13 protein-coding genes are annotated in these 16,263 nt (G+C 43.7%); 6 read left to right on the top strand and 7 right to left on the bottom strand.

Translation table 11 applies throughout. The features are described 5' to 3' along the window. Positions 1–70 precede the first annotated feature (70 nt). Together EJ995_RS01755 and EJ995_RS01750 are read left to right on the top strand one after the other, a co-directional pair. On the top strand, positions 71–814 hold the full coding sequence (locus EJ995_RS01755) for a lysophospholipid acyltransferase family protein (protein WP_126445010.1): 744 nt from the start codon (positions 71–73) through the stop codon (positions 812–814). Between the two features lie 86 nt (positions 815–900). After that, positions 901–1,905 carry an acyl-ACP desaturase gene (locus EJ995_RS01750; RefSeq protein WP_126445008.1) on the top strand — a complete coding sequence of 335 codons (1,005 nt, stop codon included), beginning with the start codon at positions 901–903 and terminating at the stop codon, positions 1,903–1,905. 156 nt (positions 1,906–2,061) lie between these two features. Here the strand turns inward: EJ995_RS01750 and EJ995_RS01745 are convergent, their stop codons facing one another. Beyond that, positions 2,062–3,216, bottom strand: coding sequence for an aldo/keto reductase (locus EJ995_RS01745; RefSeq protein WP_206482257.1), 1,155 nt, complete (start codon positions 3,214–3,216; stop codon positions 2,062–2,064). 61 nt (positions 3,217–3,277) lie between these two features. On the opposite strand from EJ995_RS01745, the gene EJ995_RS01740 reads away from it, so the two are divergent. Together EJ995_RS01740 and EJ995_RS01735 are read left to right on the top strand one after the other, a co-directional pair. After that, positions 3,278–4,735 carry a sensor histidine kinase gene (locus tag EJ995_RS01740; protein ID WP_126445007.1) on the top strand — a complete coding sequence of 486 codons (1,458 nt, stop codon included), beginning with the start codon at positions 3,278–3,280 and terminating at the stop codon, positions 4,733–4,735. A gap of 11 nt (positions 4,736–4,746) precedes the next feature. Beyond that, a complete protein-coding gene (locus EJ995_RS01735; RefSeq protein WP_126445005.1) occupies positions 4,747–5,514 on the top strand; it encodes an enoyl-CoA hydratase/isomerase family protein in 768 nt (255 codons plus the stop codon). Positions 5,515–5,547: 33 nt separating this feature from the next. Here EJ995_RS01735 and EJ995_RS01730 read toward each other — a convergent pair whose 3' ends face one another. The 6 genes from EJ995_RS01730 to EJ995_RS01705 form a co-directional block, all read right to left on the bottom strand. Next, positions 5,548–6,708, bottom strand: coding sequence for a metal ABC transporter permease (locus EJ995_RS01730; protein WP_126445003.1), 1,161 nt, complete (start codon positions 6,706–6,708; stop codon positions 5,548–5,550). Further along, on the bottom strand, positions 6,702–7,814 hold the full coding sequence (locus EJ995_RS01725) for a metal ABC transporter permease (RefSeq protein ID WP_126445001.1): 1,113 nt from the start codon (positions 7,812–7,814) through the stop codon (positions 6,702–6,704). Before EJ995_RS01725 ends, EJ995_RS01730 begins: the two co-directional genes overlap by 7 nt. 246 nt (positions 7,815–8,060) lie before the next feature. Next, positions 8,061–8,798 (bottom strand): metal ABC transporter ATP-binding protein, encoded by a 738-nt coding sequence (locus EJ995_RS01720; RefSeq protein ID WP_126444999.1) that lies wholly within the window; start codon positions 8,796–8,798, stop codon positions 8,061–8,063. Further along, positions 8,798–9,706, bottom strand: a complete 909-nt coding sequence (locus EJ995_RS01715) for a metal ABC transporter solute-binding protein, Zn/Mn family (protein WP_126448838.1) — start codon at positions 9,704–9,706, stop codon at positions 8,798–8,800. Before EJ995_RS01715 ends, EJ995_RS01720 begins: the two co-directional genes overlap by 1 nt. Before the next feature lie 53 nt (positions 9,707–9,759). Further along, positions 9,760–10,542 (bottom strand): transporter, encoded by a 783-nt coding sequence (locus EJ995_RS01710; RefSeq protein ID WP_126444997.1) that lies wholly within the window; start codon positions 10,540–10,542, stop codon positions 9,760–9,762. Beyond that, complete coding sequence (locus EJ995_RS01705) at positions 10,539–11,195, bottom strand: metal-dependent transcriptional regulator (RefSeq protein ID WP_126444995.1); 657 nt, start codon at positions 11,193–11,195, stop codon at positions 10,539–10,541. Before EJ995_RS01705 ends, EJ995_RS01710 begins: the two co-directional genes overlap by 4 nt. Positions 11,196–11,479: 284 nt before the next feature. Here EJ995_RS01705 and dinB point away from each other — a divergent pair, with 284 nt between their 5' ends. Further along, a complete protein-coding gene (gene dinB / locus EJ995_RS01700; protein WP_126444993.1) occupies positions 11,480–12,697 on the top strand; it encodes a DNA polymerase IV in 1,218 nt (405 codons plus the stop codon). A 102-nt stretch (positions 12,698–12,799) separates the two neighbouring features. Beyond that, on the top strand, positions 12,800–16,165 hold the full coding sequence (locus EJ995_RS01695) for a DNA polymerase III subunit alpha (RefSeq protein WP_317126811.1): 3,366 nt from the start codon (positions 12,800–12,802) through the stop codon (positions 16,163–16,165). The last annotated feature ends 98 nt before the right edge of the window (positions 16,166–16,263 follow it).

Genomic DNA, 16,263 nt, shown 5'->3' with positions numbered 1-16,263 from the left:
TTACTATGCATGCATATCGATTGCGATCCATAAATAAGGGTCTCGTGCGATAAGAAATTACCTTTGCAACATGGCAAAAATTCTTTCCTACCCATTGTCGGTGATTCATTTGATCCTGTTTTTTCTGGCACTGTTGATATTTCATCCCATACAGTTATTGTGCAACTGGATAGGCGGTCATGACCTGCATCAAAAAAGTGTCGCAGTGCTTAATTTGTGCTTGATGGGCAGTATGTTACCATTGGGAAACACCTTTAGCATCAAGTACACGGAAGAATTACCAGTCGGTAAATCCTACATATTTGTCAGCAATCACCAAAGTATGTTTGACATACCACCGCTTATTTGGTATTTACGAAAGCACTACCCCAAGTTTGTGAGCAAGATCGAACTCGCCAAAAATATTCCCAGCATCTCACTCAACCTGCGTATAGGTGAGAACTGTGCCATAGACCGCAAGGACAAGGTACAAGCGGTGAATGCATTGACGACTTTTGCTAAGAATGCGCACGAAAAAACGCGCAGCATCGTGATTTTTGCCGAGGGCACGCGCAGCCGTACAGGCGTCCCTAAACCATTTCAACGTCGTGGTTTACAGACTATTTTCAAGTATGTACCAAACGCCGTGGTCGTTCCGGTGACTGTAAACAACAGCTGGAAAGTGGATCGTTATGGCAAGTTTCCTTTTGGAATGGGCAACCACATTAGCCTTACTGTTCATGAGCCCATGCCCATCGCGGGAAAAGATGAGCTCGAGGTTATAGAAGCGGCACAAAACGTGGTACATAGTAGTGTCACCAGTACGGCAAGTTAAAATATGCCATGCGGTTCTTTAGTATTACGCTTTCGCGAAAGCGTACTCGCCTAAATACCATACCTTTACTAACAACAATTAAACAAATGATAAAACCCCTAAAGAATATACGCATTGAAGTGATGCAAAGCCTTGAATCCAAGGTAGAGTCCTTCATGGATCAGTTCTTGATTCCTATCGAGAAAATCTGGCAGCCGTCAGACTTCTTACCAGATTCTACAGTTGATGGTTTTTTTGACAAGCTCAAGGAAATACGTGAGCTAGCAAAAGAATTGCCTTATGATCTATGGGTTGCCCTAGTAGGCGACACCATTACTGAAGAGGCGCTACCTACCTATGAGTCATGGCTCATGGATGTAGAAGGCGTCAATCAAGTAGAAGGTAAAGGCAATGTCTGGTCAAAATGGGTTCGCCAGTGGACTAGTGAGGAAAATCGTCACGGCGATGTCCTCAACAAATATCTATATCTATCAGGTCGTGTAAATATGCGCGAGGTTGAGGTGACCACACAGCATTTAATCGCAGATGGCTTTGATATAGGAACCGATCGTGATCCTTATAAGAACTTTGTTTATACCAGCTTCCAGGAACTAGCAACCTATATTTCTCATAATCGGGTGGCCAAAATGGCTCGAACTTACGGCAATACAGCACTATCAAAAATGTGTCGTATCATAAGCGGTGATGAGATGCGCCACCATAAGGCTTATAGTGCTTTTGTAGATGAAATCTTTAAGGTAGATCCTAGCAATATGATGATTGCATTTAAGGAGATGATGGTGCACAAGATTGTCATGCCAGCACACTTTTTGAGAGAGTCAGGGCAAACCATTGGTGCAGCTTTTGAAGATTTCTCTAATAGCGCACAGCGCATAGGTGTTTACACTGCTCAAGATTATATAGATATATTGAAAGAGCTCATCAAAGTTTGGGATATCCCTAGTCTAAATGATCTAAGCGATGAGGCAGAAAAGGCTCGTGACTACCTCATGAAGTTACCAGCACGCATGGAGCGTGTCGCACAGCGCATGGTGATACCAGATGAAAGCTATATTTTTAAGTGGGTACAGCCAGCGTTGGTAGGTAAATAAGTTGAGATTATGTACGTGGTTTTTTGGTTACTAGTAGTGGCGATAAGTATTTCATCGCTTGTAGTCGCTGCAGTAATTTATTTAAGGTATCGTAATCGCAAAAATTAAAAGAAAATACCTGCTGCCATTATGTAGCAGGTATTTTTTGTAATTTATTTAGCCAATATCTACACTTTTCCAGTAATGTGGCGGTTTATGACCCACTTTATTATCTGGATAGATGCGTTCCTGCATTTTTGGTTGGAAAAAGGTATATGGATTGGCAGCTTGTGGTGCGCTGGCCTCGTTGAGTTTTTGCATCAGGTCTGCTGGTATTTCAAAATTCAGGGCTTTCATGTTTTCCTCAATTTGTTTCATTTTGGTCGCGCCCACGAGTACACTGGCAACATTGGGCTGGTTAGCCGTCCAGTTCAAGGCCACGCTTGCCATGGGTTGATTGATTTCCTCGCTTACTTCCTGTAGCGTTTTCACAATATTCCAGTTGCGCTTGTTGTCTTTGGAGCTTACCTCACCGCCATTATCAGTAATGTGTTTCAGGCGACCTTCAACATCTTCTTGATCGTCAATGCCAGGCTTGTATTTGCCAGACAACAAGCCACCACCTAGCGGCGACCACGCCATGATACCAGCATTGGTGTATTGTCCTAGATCGATATATTCATGCTCGATAGTGCGTTGTATAAGCGAATACTCTAGTTGCAGTGCGCTTATGGGTTCATAGCCATTAGCTTCAGCAAGCATTTGCGCTCGTGATGCATACCAGGCAGGAACGTTCGACAAACCTACGTGCAGGATCTTGCCCTCGCTAACTAGGTCGTTGAGTGTGCGCATCACTTCTTCAACAGGCGTCAATTTGTCCCAACAATGTAATATATATAGGTCGATATAATCTGTCTTCAGTCGCTTGAGCGATTCTTCTAGCGTCCGACGTATGTTTTTGCGGGAATTACCACCACTATTTATGGCATTGCTCGATGAGGTATTGAAGGTAAATTTACTAGCAAGTACAATATCCTCGCGATTGTTGCGCGATTGCATGAAATCACCAATAAATTCTTCGCTGGTACCGCCGGTATACATATCTGCAGTGTCCACAAAATTGCCGCCGTGATCTAGGTAGTAATCAAATATTTGCTGCGCCGCCTCTTTCTCATTTCCCCAACCCCATTCTTTACCAAAGGTCATCGTTCCCAACGCCAGCCTACTGACTTTAAGGCCTGTTTTTCCCAGCGTGTAATACTTCTCAATGCTCATAATATGCGTTTGAGAATAAAGGTAGTTACGCTTTCGCGAAAGCAAAATTAAACCCATCTTAAATTTTCATATCCATCATCGCGTGAGTACTGGCGCAATAATTGCTACTTTTATCCAGATGAAATTATACAAGAACAGCCTGCGCAACAGGATCTTTTTCTCGATGATCTTGCTTACTCTTATCTCGAGTATCTTGATTGCAGGCGTGTCCATTTATCAGTATAGCGAGCAAGGCAAGGACTACCATAACAAGCGCCTGGAACGCAAGGAAGAAGCGATTCTTGAGAGTTTTAATTATGAACTCAAAAAAACCGACTTTGAGGTTACTACAGAGAAGCTGCCACTCATTTTTAAGACAGAGATTGATGACATAAGTGACATCCACGGCTTGCCGGTAAACATGTATGATTTGAAAGGCAGGTTGCTCAAGACATCTAGTAAAAAACTGGTCAAGGACGATCTAGAAAAGCAGCTGAGTCAAGAAACCTTGACGCGTTTGCGTGATGCAGATAGCGGTCGATACGTGGTAGAATTTCAGGAAAACGGCGAGAGTTATAGGTCTAGTTACACCTATCTCAAGGATGATCAATTCAAGAATATAGCGATCATCAATTTGCCGTATCTAGAGAACGATGATTTTATAAACTATGAGTTGCGTGAGTTTCTATATCGCATAGGTATGGTGTACGCGGTGATGCTGTTTTTTACCATACTCATTGCCTTTATTTTGTCCAGATATGTGACTAGATCCATACGATATATCAGCGACAAGATTAAGGAACTCAACATTGCCAAACGCAATCAAAAAATAAGTGTGGACGTCGCAGGAACTGAGGAAATAAACACGCTTGTGATATCCTACAATGCGATGGTGGATGAGCTCGAGGAAAGCGCTGTAAAACTAGCGACTAGCGAGCGTGAGCAGGCATGGCGTGAGATGGCAAAACAGGTTGCCCACGAGATCAAGAATCCTTTGACGCCCATGAGGTTGACGGTGCAAAGTTTTGAACGACGCTTTGATCCCGAGGATCCTGATGCGCGTGACAAAATCAAGGAATATTCTAATTCATTGATTGAACAAATTGATGTGATGAGCAACATTGCAGGTGCTTTCTCGACCTATGCAACCATGCCAGCGCAGAAAAACGAGCAGACCAACGTGCCCAAAATCACGCAACTAGCCTTGGATATTTTCAATGACTCGCACATTCACTATGAAGAAGATGCGAGCGAATTGTGCGCCATTTTTGACCGTACGCAATTGATACGTGTTGTGACAAATCTGGTCAAAAATGCCTTGCAAGCCCAACATGAACAACGTCACATGGATATTAAGGTGAGTGTCACTCATGATGAAAATAATATCTACCTTAAGGTATCCGACAATGGTACTGGCGTCGCTCCAGAGAATGAAAGCAAGATTTTTGAACCTAAATTTACTACCAAGAATAGTGGTATGGGCCTAGGACTCGCCATGGTAAAACAAATCGTGGAAAGTTTTAATGGAACCATCACTATGGAAACGCTTTACGGTAGCGGCACTACTTTTACAGTAACGTTACCTAGAATTAAATAAATACCAAACCAATGGATAATATTACAGTAACTACCACCGACAAGATCACCACAATACGCATTGATAGACCTAGCAAGCTCAATGCTCTCAATCGCGAGACGATTCAAGAATTGGGTGATGCCATCGCTGCTGCCGAGGAAAATGACGACTCCAGAGTCATCATCATCACTGGACAAGGTGAAAAGGCCTTTGTTGCTGGTGCAGACATCAGCGAGTTTGCAGATTATGACGAGAGCGAAGGAAAGAAGCTAGCTGGTCAAGGCCAGCGCGAGTTGTTTGATGTGATCGAGAACTGCTCAAAACCAGTGATTGCTGCTGTAAACGGTTTTGCGTTGGGTGGTGGTTTGGAATTGGCTATGGCCGCACATTTTAGAGTGGCTAGCGACAATGCACGTTTGGGATTGCCAGAAGTTAGCCTAGGCGTTATTCCAGGTTATGGTGGTACACAGCGTTTGCCACAACTAGTGGGCAAAGGACGAGCTATGGAAATGATCATGACCGCAGGAATGATTGACGCGCATCAGGCGCTCACCTATGGACTGGTGAATCATGTCGTTGCTCAAGAAGAACTCATGGAATTCACTCACAAGTTAGCCAGCAAGATCATGCGCAACAGCCCGATGGCGATCGCCGCAGCGATTGATGCAGTCAATGCTGGCTTTGTCGATGGCACTGATGGTTACCAGGTAGAGATCGATAATTTTGGAAGCTGCTTTGGCACTCATGAGTTTGTCGAGGGCACGACTGCATTTCTGGAAAAGCGCAAGGCGAGTTTTTAGAATAGTTTTGCTTTCGCGAAAGCGTGATAAACATCAACCCCTAAACAAGAAGAAGTCATCTTTCATGTCTTCAATTTTTTCGTCCTTGTTGGTGATGATGTATTCTAGGGCTTTTTCTGTGAACTCAAGACCTTTTTGAGTTAGGGAAACCACTTTGTCGTTGATGGTAATCATGTTGTTTTGCACCGCCAGATCCAGCACGGTTTGAGCACGTACTTTTTGCCAATTAATATGCTCTTGCAGGTGCGCCACACGACGTTCTTCAATACTGTCGTGATTGTTTAGGTGTAATAGGAAAGTGAGCAAGGAAACCTCGGTACGTTGGCGTTTTTGTCTGATGAGAACCGCAATGAGACCTTTGCTGGGTGCAAATAGGTAAATGAGCAAAAAGAGTAGTGCAAGTACCGTAGTTATAGATCCAGCAATAGAAGCGTCTAACGCGCGAGCTGCCCAATATCCACCTATAGCGCTGATCACTCCAAATAGTACTGACAACACCAGCATTTTCTTGAGATCTGTAGTAAGCAGATAAGATGCAGCCGCTGGCGTTATCATCAAGGCAACCACCAATATTGCGCCTACCGCATCAAAGGCAGCAACGGTTGTCACCGATGCAACACTCATCAAACCATAGTGCAAAATCACGGGCGAGAATCCCAAAGCCGATGACAGACCAATATCAAACGTACTGATCTTCAATTCTTTGTAAAAGGCTAGTAGTAAAACTAGGGTCAACACCAAGATTCCTGATATGATCCACAGAGACTTTGGACCTACGTCGGCGCCATTAATGATCAATCTATCAAATGGTGCAAAAGCAAGCTCGCCTAGTAACACTGCATCAACGTCCAAGTGAACATCATTGGCGTTTTGCGCAATCAATATCACACCAATACTGAATAGCGCAGGAAAAACTAATCCTATCGCCGTGTCTTCTTTCACCAGTCCTGTTTTTTGAATGAGCTCTACCAGAACGACCGTAATAATACCGCTAAAAGCAGCAAGCAGAATGAGCCAAGGCGATGCTAGATCTTGAGTAATCATAAACCCTATAACGATTCCTGGTAGGATAGAATGACTTATTGCGTCGCTAATCAGTGCCATCTTGCGCAACACCAGAAAGACACCAGGAATAGCACAAGCGATGGCTGTGACAGCTGCAATTAATTGTATTTCTAGTCCTGCGCTCATGATTCTACCTTATTTGAATCGTACAGATTGGTTGCTGCATTAAAACCTTGATCAGTCATGGACCAGTTGCTGCCATTGATGGTGATCCATTGTTTTTGCGATAGCTGTGCTAAGGTACTTTTAGTAAATCCTTGAAAGTTGTTCAAGATCTTGATCGCATGTGGTCTTGAAATGTCATCATGTTTGCGCACGATAGTGTACATGAAAGACAGCGTTTTTTGTAGTTCCAATTCGCGTCTGTTTTTGAGCAGTCGCAACTGCTTGAATAGAATACCACGACCAGGCGAGAAAATAAACGACACCACCACAAAAGCAGATGCCACTAGTACAATCACTGGACCTGTAGAAAGATTTGACTGGCTAGCACTGATGGATGTACCAAAAACTCCTGCAAAAATTCCAAACCCAGCGGCCAGCAATACCATGACGCTCAACTTATCAGTCCATTGCCTCGCTGCTGCAGCCGGCGCCAGTAACATGGCGCTCATGAGTACCACGCCTACCGTTTGTAAACCTATAACTATTGCCAGCACGATAAAGAAACTGATCAATCCATCTATAAACTTCACATTGAATCCCAAGGTCATCGCATAGTTGCGATCAAATAGCAATAACTTGAATTCTTTCCAAAATAATAGTAATGTGATGAGACTAACGCCTGTGACAAACGACATAAGAATGACGTCACTTTCCACTAGCGTTGCTGCTTGACCAAATAGATATTTATCAAGTCCTGCCTGGTTGGCATTCGGCTGTTTTTGAATATAGGTGAGCAGTAGCATTCCAAATCCAAAGAACAAACTGAGTATCAAACCAAGAGCCGTATCGGTTTTTAAGTGCGTCTTACTCACGATACCACGTATCCACCAGATACCTATCAGCCCACTGACTAATGCACCTAGTAATAAGATGTTGGAATCTTTGGCACCAGTAAGGAGAAAAGCTACTGCAATACCTGGAAGTGCCGCATGTGAGATCGCATCACCTAACAAACTCTCTTTGCGCAACACTGCAAAACTTCCCAACATTCCACAAATAGCACCTAGCACCGCAGTTCCCAGCGTGATGGTGCGCAGAGTGTAGTCCGTGAAGTACTGTGTTATATCCATTTAAAAATTAAATTCAAAAATAAAATCAAAATCAACTTTTGATTCCCGTAATAATGTATTCAAAACGCTTTCCTGTTTGTCATTTGTCTAGCAGGCAGACGCCAAAGTTTTATATGTCATTTCGCCGCAGGGCGGAATCTCTTTTAAATCTCTTAATAGCTCGTTGAAAGCAATCAAGTTTTCAATTACCAGTAGCTCTCGACTACGCTCGAGCAAGCATTTTACTAACTACTAACTACTAACTACCTACTGCTGCACTGCAACTTTATAATTGATACCATAGGTTTTGGTCAAATTGTCGTCATTAAAAATATCCTTGACAGGTCCAGTCGCGATGTGCTTCACATTTAAAAAGGTGACCCAATCAAAATATTCTGGTACGGTTTGTAAATCGTGATGTACCACGATCACCGTTTTTCCTGCCTTGCGCAGTTCTTTTAGGATATTGATGATGGCAATCTCTGTGGTGGCGTCAACACCTTGAAAAGGTTCATCCATAAAATAGATCGCTGCATTTTGTACCAACGCTCTTGCTAGGAATATACGTTGCTGCTGTCCACCAGACAGTTGACTTATCTGCCTGCTTTTGAAGGCTAGCATACCTACTTTTTCAAGTGCCTCAAGGGCTGCTTTTTTCTCTTTGGAACCTGGTCGTTTGATCCAGCCTAATGAACCGTAAGTTCCCATCATGACGACATCGAGAGCGGTAGTCGGGAAATCCCAATCCACGCTACCCTTTTGTGGTACGTAGGCGACCTTGTCACGCTGCTTGGCATAAGGCTTGTCATAGATCTTTACAGATCCAGCAATAGGATCTATGATCCCAAGAATAGATTTGATCAAGGTTGATTTTCCAGCGCCATTTGGGCCAACGATAGCCATAAGTACACCTTCAGGAATCGACAGGTCAATATCCCACAAGACAGGCTTATAGTTGTAAGCTACGGTCAAGTCATCTACGGCAACGGCGATTTTCTGTTCCATTATTTGAGTGCGTTGACGATAGTGTTGACATTATGCTTGTACATACCTACATAAGTACCTTCTGCTGTGCCAGCGCTGCCTAAAGCATCACTATACAGTTCGCCACCTATTTCTACTTCGCGATCTTGTGCTCGTACCGCTGCTTGCAATGCTTCTACTGTTCTTCTAGGCACGCTGCTTTCTACAAAAACGGCCTTGATATCATTCTCGATAATAAATTGTGTGATGTTTTGAACATCTTGCACGCCAGCCTCCGTCGCGGTAGATAATCCTTGCAATCCTACTACCTCAAAACCAAATTTGCGCCCGTAGTAATTAAAGGCATCATGTGCGGTTACCAGGATGCGTTTTTCGGCAGGTAAATCGTCAATGATTTGTTTCAATTCTACTGCTAGTTCTTCAATGGACGATATGTAATTAGCGAGATTCTGCTCATAGGTTTCCTTGTTCTCAGGATCTGCAGCGGTGAGTTCTTGAGCAACTAGTCGGGACATAGAAATCCAGTAATCGGTATCAAACCAAACGTGTGGATCATAATTACTCGCAAAATACTCACTGCCTATAAGCGTGCTTTTATCAATGGCATCGCTCACCGCAATGGCGTTTTTATCGCGCGCTTCCATCTTTTCAAAAATATCTACTAGCTTACCTTCTAGATGCAAGCCGTTGTAAAAAATCACGTCTGCATCTTGCAGTTTTGACACGTCACCTTCACTAGGCTTGTACAAATGCGGATCCACGCCACTACCCATAAGGCCTTGTAGGTTGATCGCATCGCCACCTATTGCGCCCACCATGTCTGTAATCATGGTGGTAGTGGTGACGACGTTGAGTTTGCCGTTATCTTGGCTGGCATCCTTGCAGCCCACTAGCAGTAAGGCACATAATAAATAGGATAGTTTTTTCATGTTGAGGTGTTGTTGTGTTTTTTGCTTTCGCGAAAGCGTAACCAGTATCATCTCTACTGCTTTTTTCTAATGCGGTAACTCAATCCAGCGCTGAGCAAGATGTCTTGTCCATCTGTGATACCCGAGCCTACGGTCACATCAAATTGTAAATCGTTGTTTGCGAGATAGGTGAAACCTGCGTCCCATAAATGATTTGCGCTAGAGTCTGTAGGGAAATCACCGTATAGCTCTACATAGGCACCTATGGTATTTGTCAAGCTGTAGCCGTAGGCAACGGTATATAAATAAGCAAGTTCTGGATTGCCAGCGTCTAATCGTGCGCCCAGATTGTAGGCAATACCTGACCTGTCTGACAATGTGTGGTTGAATGCAAATCTAAAGTCCATGCCAGTAGCCTCTGGGTCATAGTCACTGCTGGCAGTATATGGTAGGGTCAAATGTCCTAGCAGTGCCATCTGTGGTTTCCAGCCGTCTTCTTGTGCGATACCTATTTTGGCACCTAGCAATAAGGGTGATAAGCCATTGAGATCATTGTCGCTAGACCCAAACTGAGTGTTGCGATAATCCAGTCCCAATCGCAGTTCTACATTTTTCATTACGCCATAGCGCAGTAGGGTCGTGTTGTAAGTAGTTTCCTTTATGGTGGTGCCGTTTTCTTCATTTTCAGTATAGAAACCACCAGTTTCAATTTGCAGATAACCAGGTCGTACTACGCTGGGCGATTCTGTAGCGTCGGGTCTATCTGTGACGAGCGCGCCGTCTGGATTTATTTGTTCCTGTTGCGCAACCAGTTGCAGAGAAATAAGTAATGCTGAGAGGTATATGATTTTTTTCATGGTTGTTCTTTTATAAATAGGTTGTCGGCTATTTGACGCGATAGCTGTAGCGTTTTATGAGGTGTCTCGACGGTTACTGATCCATCAAAATCTTCTTTATCTAGAACTTTTAGCTGGGTGCCTAGCTGGATGTTGTGTTTGTCCAGATAATTCAAGAACTCTTTTGAGGTGTCCACCACGCCAGTGATGGCAACGTGTGTGCCTACATCGACTATGGATAGTGGTGCCTGTTGTGTTTTCTCGTAGTTACCGTCCTTATCAGGAATAGGATCGCCGTGTGGATCTTTTCTAGGGTAACCCAAGTGTTTGTCCAGCTCGTCGATAAGTTTGCGAGATTGGATATGTTCTAGCTGCTCTGCTACCTCATGGACTTCATCCCATGAGAAATTGAGTTTCTCTACCAGGAATACTTCCCACAAACGGTGTTTCCTGATGATGCTGGTAGCACAATCGGTTCCCATTTGTGTGAGTCGCGATCCTTTATAGGGAATATATTCCGCTAGATTTTTATCGGCCAGTTTCTTGAGCATATCAGTTACTGATGATGCTCTGGTATTCATGCGCGCAGCAATCTCATTTGTAGAAACAAGGTCATCACCTTGCTGTAAGTGATGGATGGCCTTGATGTAATTCTCTTCTGATACTGAATGCATACGGCAAAGGTAAAACATTAATTGGGTGTAGGTAAACTTATTTTTAGTCAAGGCTAAAAATAATAATAGATGAATTGTACCTTACTTGTCAAGTGCTATGACTGCGATGCGGAATAATTCCATCATTTTAACAATTATCTACTCGATTAATATGGAATAGTTCCATACTTTTGAAATGAAATAATACAAATAGCTAGGAATATTTCCATTTATATACTAGTTGATTGCCAGAAACCTCACTGTAATAAGTGAGGTTTTTTAGCCACAATAATTAAGACTAAGCGATGAACGACAGGCATATCATGCACATGGATCTGGATACATTTTATGTGTCTGTAGAGCGCAAGATCGACTCTAGACTACAGTACAAGCCACTACTGGTAGGCGGTACCAGTGATCGTGGTGTCGTAGCGGCGTGTAGTTATGAGACGCGTGGTTATGGTGTGCATAGTGGTATGTCCATGAAACTTGCACGCCAGCTGTGTCCAGAGGCCATCGTCATAAGAGGCAATGCGGGCACGTACTCAAAACATTCTGATGAAGTGACTGAAATCATCAAACAAGAAACACCGTTGTTTGAAAAGTCTAGTATCGATGAGTTCTATGCAGACATGACAGGCATGGATCGGTTTTATGATTGCTATAAGATCGCTACAGAAATACGTCGCAAGATCATTAAGGAAACTGGTTTACCTATTTCCTTTGGCTTGTCAGTCAATAAGGTGGTTTCAAAAATTGCCACGGGTGAGGCAAAGCCTAACAATCAGCTTATGATCGACAATGGCTTTGAGAAACAATTCATGGCACCGTTGTCGATCAAAAAAATACCACAAGTAGGCGATAAGACCTATCAGACCTTGCGGCACTTGGGCGTCAAGCGTATAAAGACGTTGCAGGAAATGCAGGAAGAAATGCTTATCAAAGTATTAGGTAAGAACGGTAGTTTGATATGGCGTCGCGCGCAAGGCGTGGACAACAGACCAGTGATTGCCTTCAACGAGCGCAAGTCCATAAGTACAGAGCGCACCTTTGACAAGGACACCATTGATGTCAAGAAACTCAAATCCATACTCATCGCCATGACAGAGAATCTTGCCTATCAGTTGCGACGTGGTGATAAACTCACGGCTTGTATCAATGTCAAGATCAAGTATTCTGACTTTAATACGTATTCAAAACAAATGCGGATACCGTATTGCAGCGCAGATCACATCTTGATCCCCAAAATATTAGAGATTTTTGAGCGACTTTATAACCGCAGGCTGCTGGTGCGATTGATAGGCATACGTTTCTCGCATCTGGTAACGGGTAATTATCAAATCAACCTGTTTGACGATACAGAAACGGCACTTAATTTATATAACGCACTTGACAACGTACGTGAGAAATACGGCGATCGAGCGGTAGTACGCGCATCAGGATTAGGTGCGAGAACTATAGGAAGAATGATTAATCCGTTTAACGGTTTACCGCCAGTAGTGCTGGCACATAGGAAGCAGTGATACAGTTATTAGTTAACAGTTAATAGTTGTCAGTTGACAGTTGATGGCATCAGTTAATAGTTAATAGTTGACGGTTTGGGATTTTATAAAGTCGGACTTCGAGTGCCTCAGTCCTCAGGTTTAGTTGAGGTTTGGGATTTGAGATTTGGGATTTGGGATTTGGAACTTGGAACTTGGGATTTGAAATTTTCTCTTGAGGTCACTGAGCGTAGTCGAAGTGACAATGATGGTCTAGTATTAGAAAGAAAAAATAATTTAAATGAATTTTCCCTTTGGGGAAATGTCCAGAGGAAAAAGAGGCTCGTGTATTTAAACAACCACACATATTATTCCATGCGCTATGGTGCTTACAGTGAGCAAGAACTCATCGATCTCGCTGTGGAAAATGGTGTGGAAACCATTGTACTTACCGACATCAACAACACCAGTGCCTGCCTCAACTTTGTCAGATTGTTAGAGGATATGCCACAACGACCTGTGATTGGTATTGATTTCCGTAACGAGCACCAACAGCTGTACGTTGGGATTGCAAGGAACAATGCAGGTTTTCAGGAGCTCAACGCCTTTTTATCAGGGCATTTGCATAACAAGACGCCATTACCAGATGAGGCGCCAGCGTTTGACAATGCATTTGTTATCTATCCGCTCAACACGGTGATGGCATTGGATAAAAAAAGTTCTACTGGTTGTAGTGTGGTAGACCGCTTTCGCGAAAGCGAATACATAGGAATCTCCATTGCAGCGCTACGTAAATTACCGTTTACCGACTACATTAATTACAAGGACAAGCTCGTCGTGATGCAAACCACGAGTTTTAGAAACAAGCGAGACTACAATGCTCACAGATTGTTGCGATGCATCGATCTCAATATCTTGCTTAGTCAATTACCAGATAATCAGCAAGGCAGCCTTGAGGACACCATGATTCCAGTAGATGATCTTGAAAAAGCTTTTGCGGATTATCCCTTTATTCTGGAAAACACAAAAAAGCTGTTGGATCAATGCAGCATCAGTTTTGATTATGACAAGTCACAGCTCAATGCCAACCAGAAAACCTACCATCGCGATGGCACGCTAGAAGAAAACCAAAAAGCCGACTTCAAATTACTTAAAGAGCTCGCGCAACAAGGTATTGCCGTGCGGTATGGAGCCTCTAACAAAGACATCAAAGAACGTATTGAGAAAGAAATTTCTACGGTTGCCCGCAAAAACTTTGTCGCCTATTTCCTAATCAACTGGAAGATATGTGAATACGCTCGCAGCCAAGGCTATTTCTATGTAGGCCGCGGTAGTGGTGCTAATAGTATCCTGGCTTACCTGCTACAAATAACCGAGGTCGATCCCATAGAACTCGATCTGTATTTTGAGCGATTCATCAATGATTACCGTACCAGCCCACCAGATTTTGACCTTGACTTCTCATGGGACGATCGCGAGGACATGACAGACTTTATTTTCAAGAGATTTGACAACGTTGCTTTGCAAGGCACTTATGTCACCTTTCAATATCGCGCGGTGATTAGGGAATTGGGTAAGGTATTCGGTTTACCGCGAGCAGATATCGACATGCTCTCAACGGGAAACTGGAACGGCAAGCAACTGGACCAGATGCATCAACTGGTGCTCAAGTATGCACATCATATTAAAGACAAGCCCAATTATACCAGCATCCACGCAGGTGGTATCCTCATTACAGAGCGTCCCATTCATTATTACAGCGCTACCAGCTTGCCGCCCAAAGGTTATGCGACCGTACAGTTTGACATGCACATTGCCGAGGATGCTGGAATCCACAAGTTTGATATACTCGCACAGCGCGGTCTGGGAAAAATACGCGATGCCATACAACTGATCAAAGAAAACCAGCCCAACGCACAGGTGGCAGATGTGCGCCGCGATGTCAAGTCTTTTATGAAAGATGAGAACATCAACCGCATGCTGTCACGCGCTGGTTGTATAGGTTGTTTTTACATTGAGTCGCCTGCCATGCGCATGCTGTTGAGCAAGCTCGCTACAAACGATTATATAGGACTGGTCGCAGCGAGTAGCGTGATCAGGCCTGGTGTGGCGCAAAGTGGTATGATGCGCGAGTTTATCCTGCGCACCCGATTCCCAGAAAAACGTGCCGAGGCGCATCCTATCCTCAACGAGATCATGCCAGAGACCTATGGCATCATGGTCTATCAGGAAGACGTGATCAAGGTGGCGCACCACTATGCAAAACTAGACCTTGCCGAGGCCGACATCCTGCGTCGCGGTATGAGCGGTAAGTACCGTTCGCGCGATGAGTTCAAGCGCGTGGAACAGAAGTATTTTCAAAACTGCATCAAGCTGGGCTATAAAAAAGAAGAAGCTCAAGAAATATGGGATCAGATCAAGAGTTTTGCGGGTTACGCTTTCGCGAAAGGTCACAGTGCATCTTACGCCGTGGAAAGTTACCAGAGTCTGTACTTGAAACGATATTTCCCGCTAGAATATATGACTGCAACACTCAATAATGGTGGTGGTTTTTACAGGCCAGAACTATATGTGCATGAGGCTAGAATGTGCGGCGCGATCATCGAGGCGCCGTGCGTCAATAATAGTGATATTGCCAATGTCATTAAAGGCAAGACCATCTACCTGGGCTACAGCTATATCAATGAGCTAGAAAAAACCACCATGAGACTCATCACAGAAGCACGATGGTATGATGGTGATTTCAAATCGCTGGAAGATTTTATTAATAGAGTAGGTATTAGCATTGATCAAATGAGTTTGTTGATACGTATCAACGCATTTAGGTTCACAGGTATTGACCGGTATGAATTGTTGTGGCAAGCACATTTTAAAATGGATAAAACACCTAAAAAAGCCTTGCAAAAACAGCTGTTTGTACCCAAGTTTAGACAAGCGAGCATTCCCAAATTAACTACAACGTTGCAAGAACTAGCCTTTGAACAGATTGAGCTATTGGGTTTCCCATTGTGCTCACATTTTGACCTACTGGTAAAGCCACCGGTAAACAACAATACGTGCAAGGATCTCAAGGATCATCTCAATAGAAATATCCTGATTTATGGTTATGTAGTCAATATAAAAACGACTCATACGGGTAAGGGAAAGCGCATGCAATTTGGCACTTTTCTAGACCGTGATGGTCACTTTTTTGACACCGTGATGTTTCCACCTGTGGCTGCTAGGATTACCTTTCGCGGCAGCGGTATCTATGCAGTTTATGGCAAGGTGGTAGAAGAGTTTGATTTTTGTTCCATCGAGGTGCAAGACATGAAAAAAGCAGACTATATCGAGGATCCACGATATGCAGAGGATAATCCGCAAACCATCCATCGACTGGATAAACAAGCTAGTTTAAAGGATAGGCGCATGGGCAATGGCAACGGTTATAGAAGACAAGAACTGCCGCATGAAAAAGTAGATGTGTACCAGCGCGGTGCTGGTAGAAAACCTGGTAAGGTTAGGAAATAGTGTTGACTGATGCCGTCCTGCGACGGTATGGCGAGTGAAGCCGACTGATACCTTAACGAGTGACTCAGAGATGCCGTCCTGCGACGGCATGACAAATT

It is taken from the genome of Nonlabens ponticola (assembly GCF_003966335.1).
Taxonomy (GTDB): domain Bacteria; phylum Bacteroidota; class Bacteroidia; order Flavobacteriales; family Flavobacteriaceae; genus Nonlabens; species Nonlabens ponticola.
This window is presented reverse-complemented; position numbering and strand designations above follow the sequence as displayed.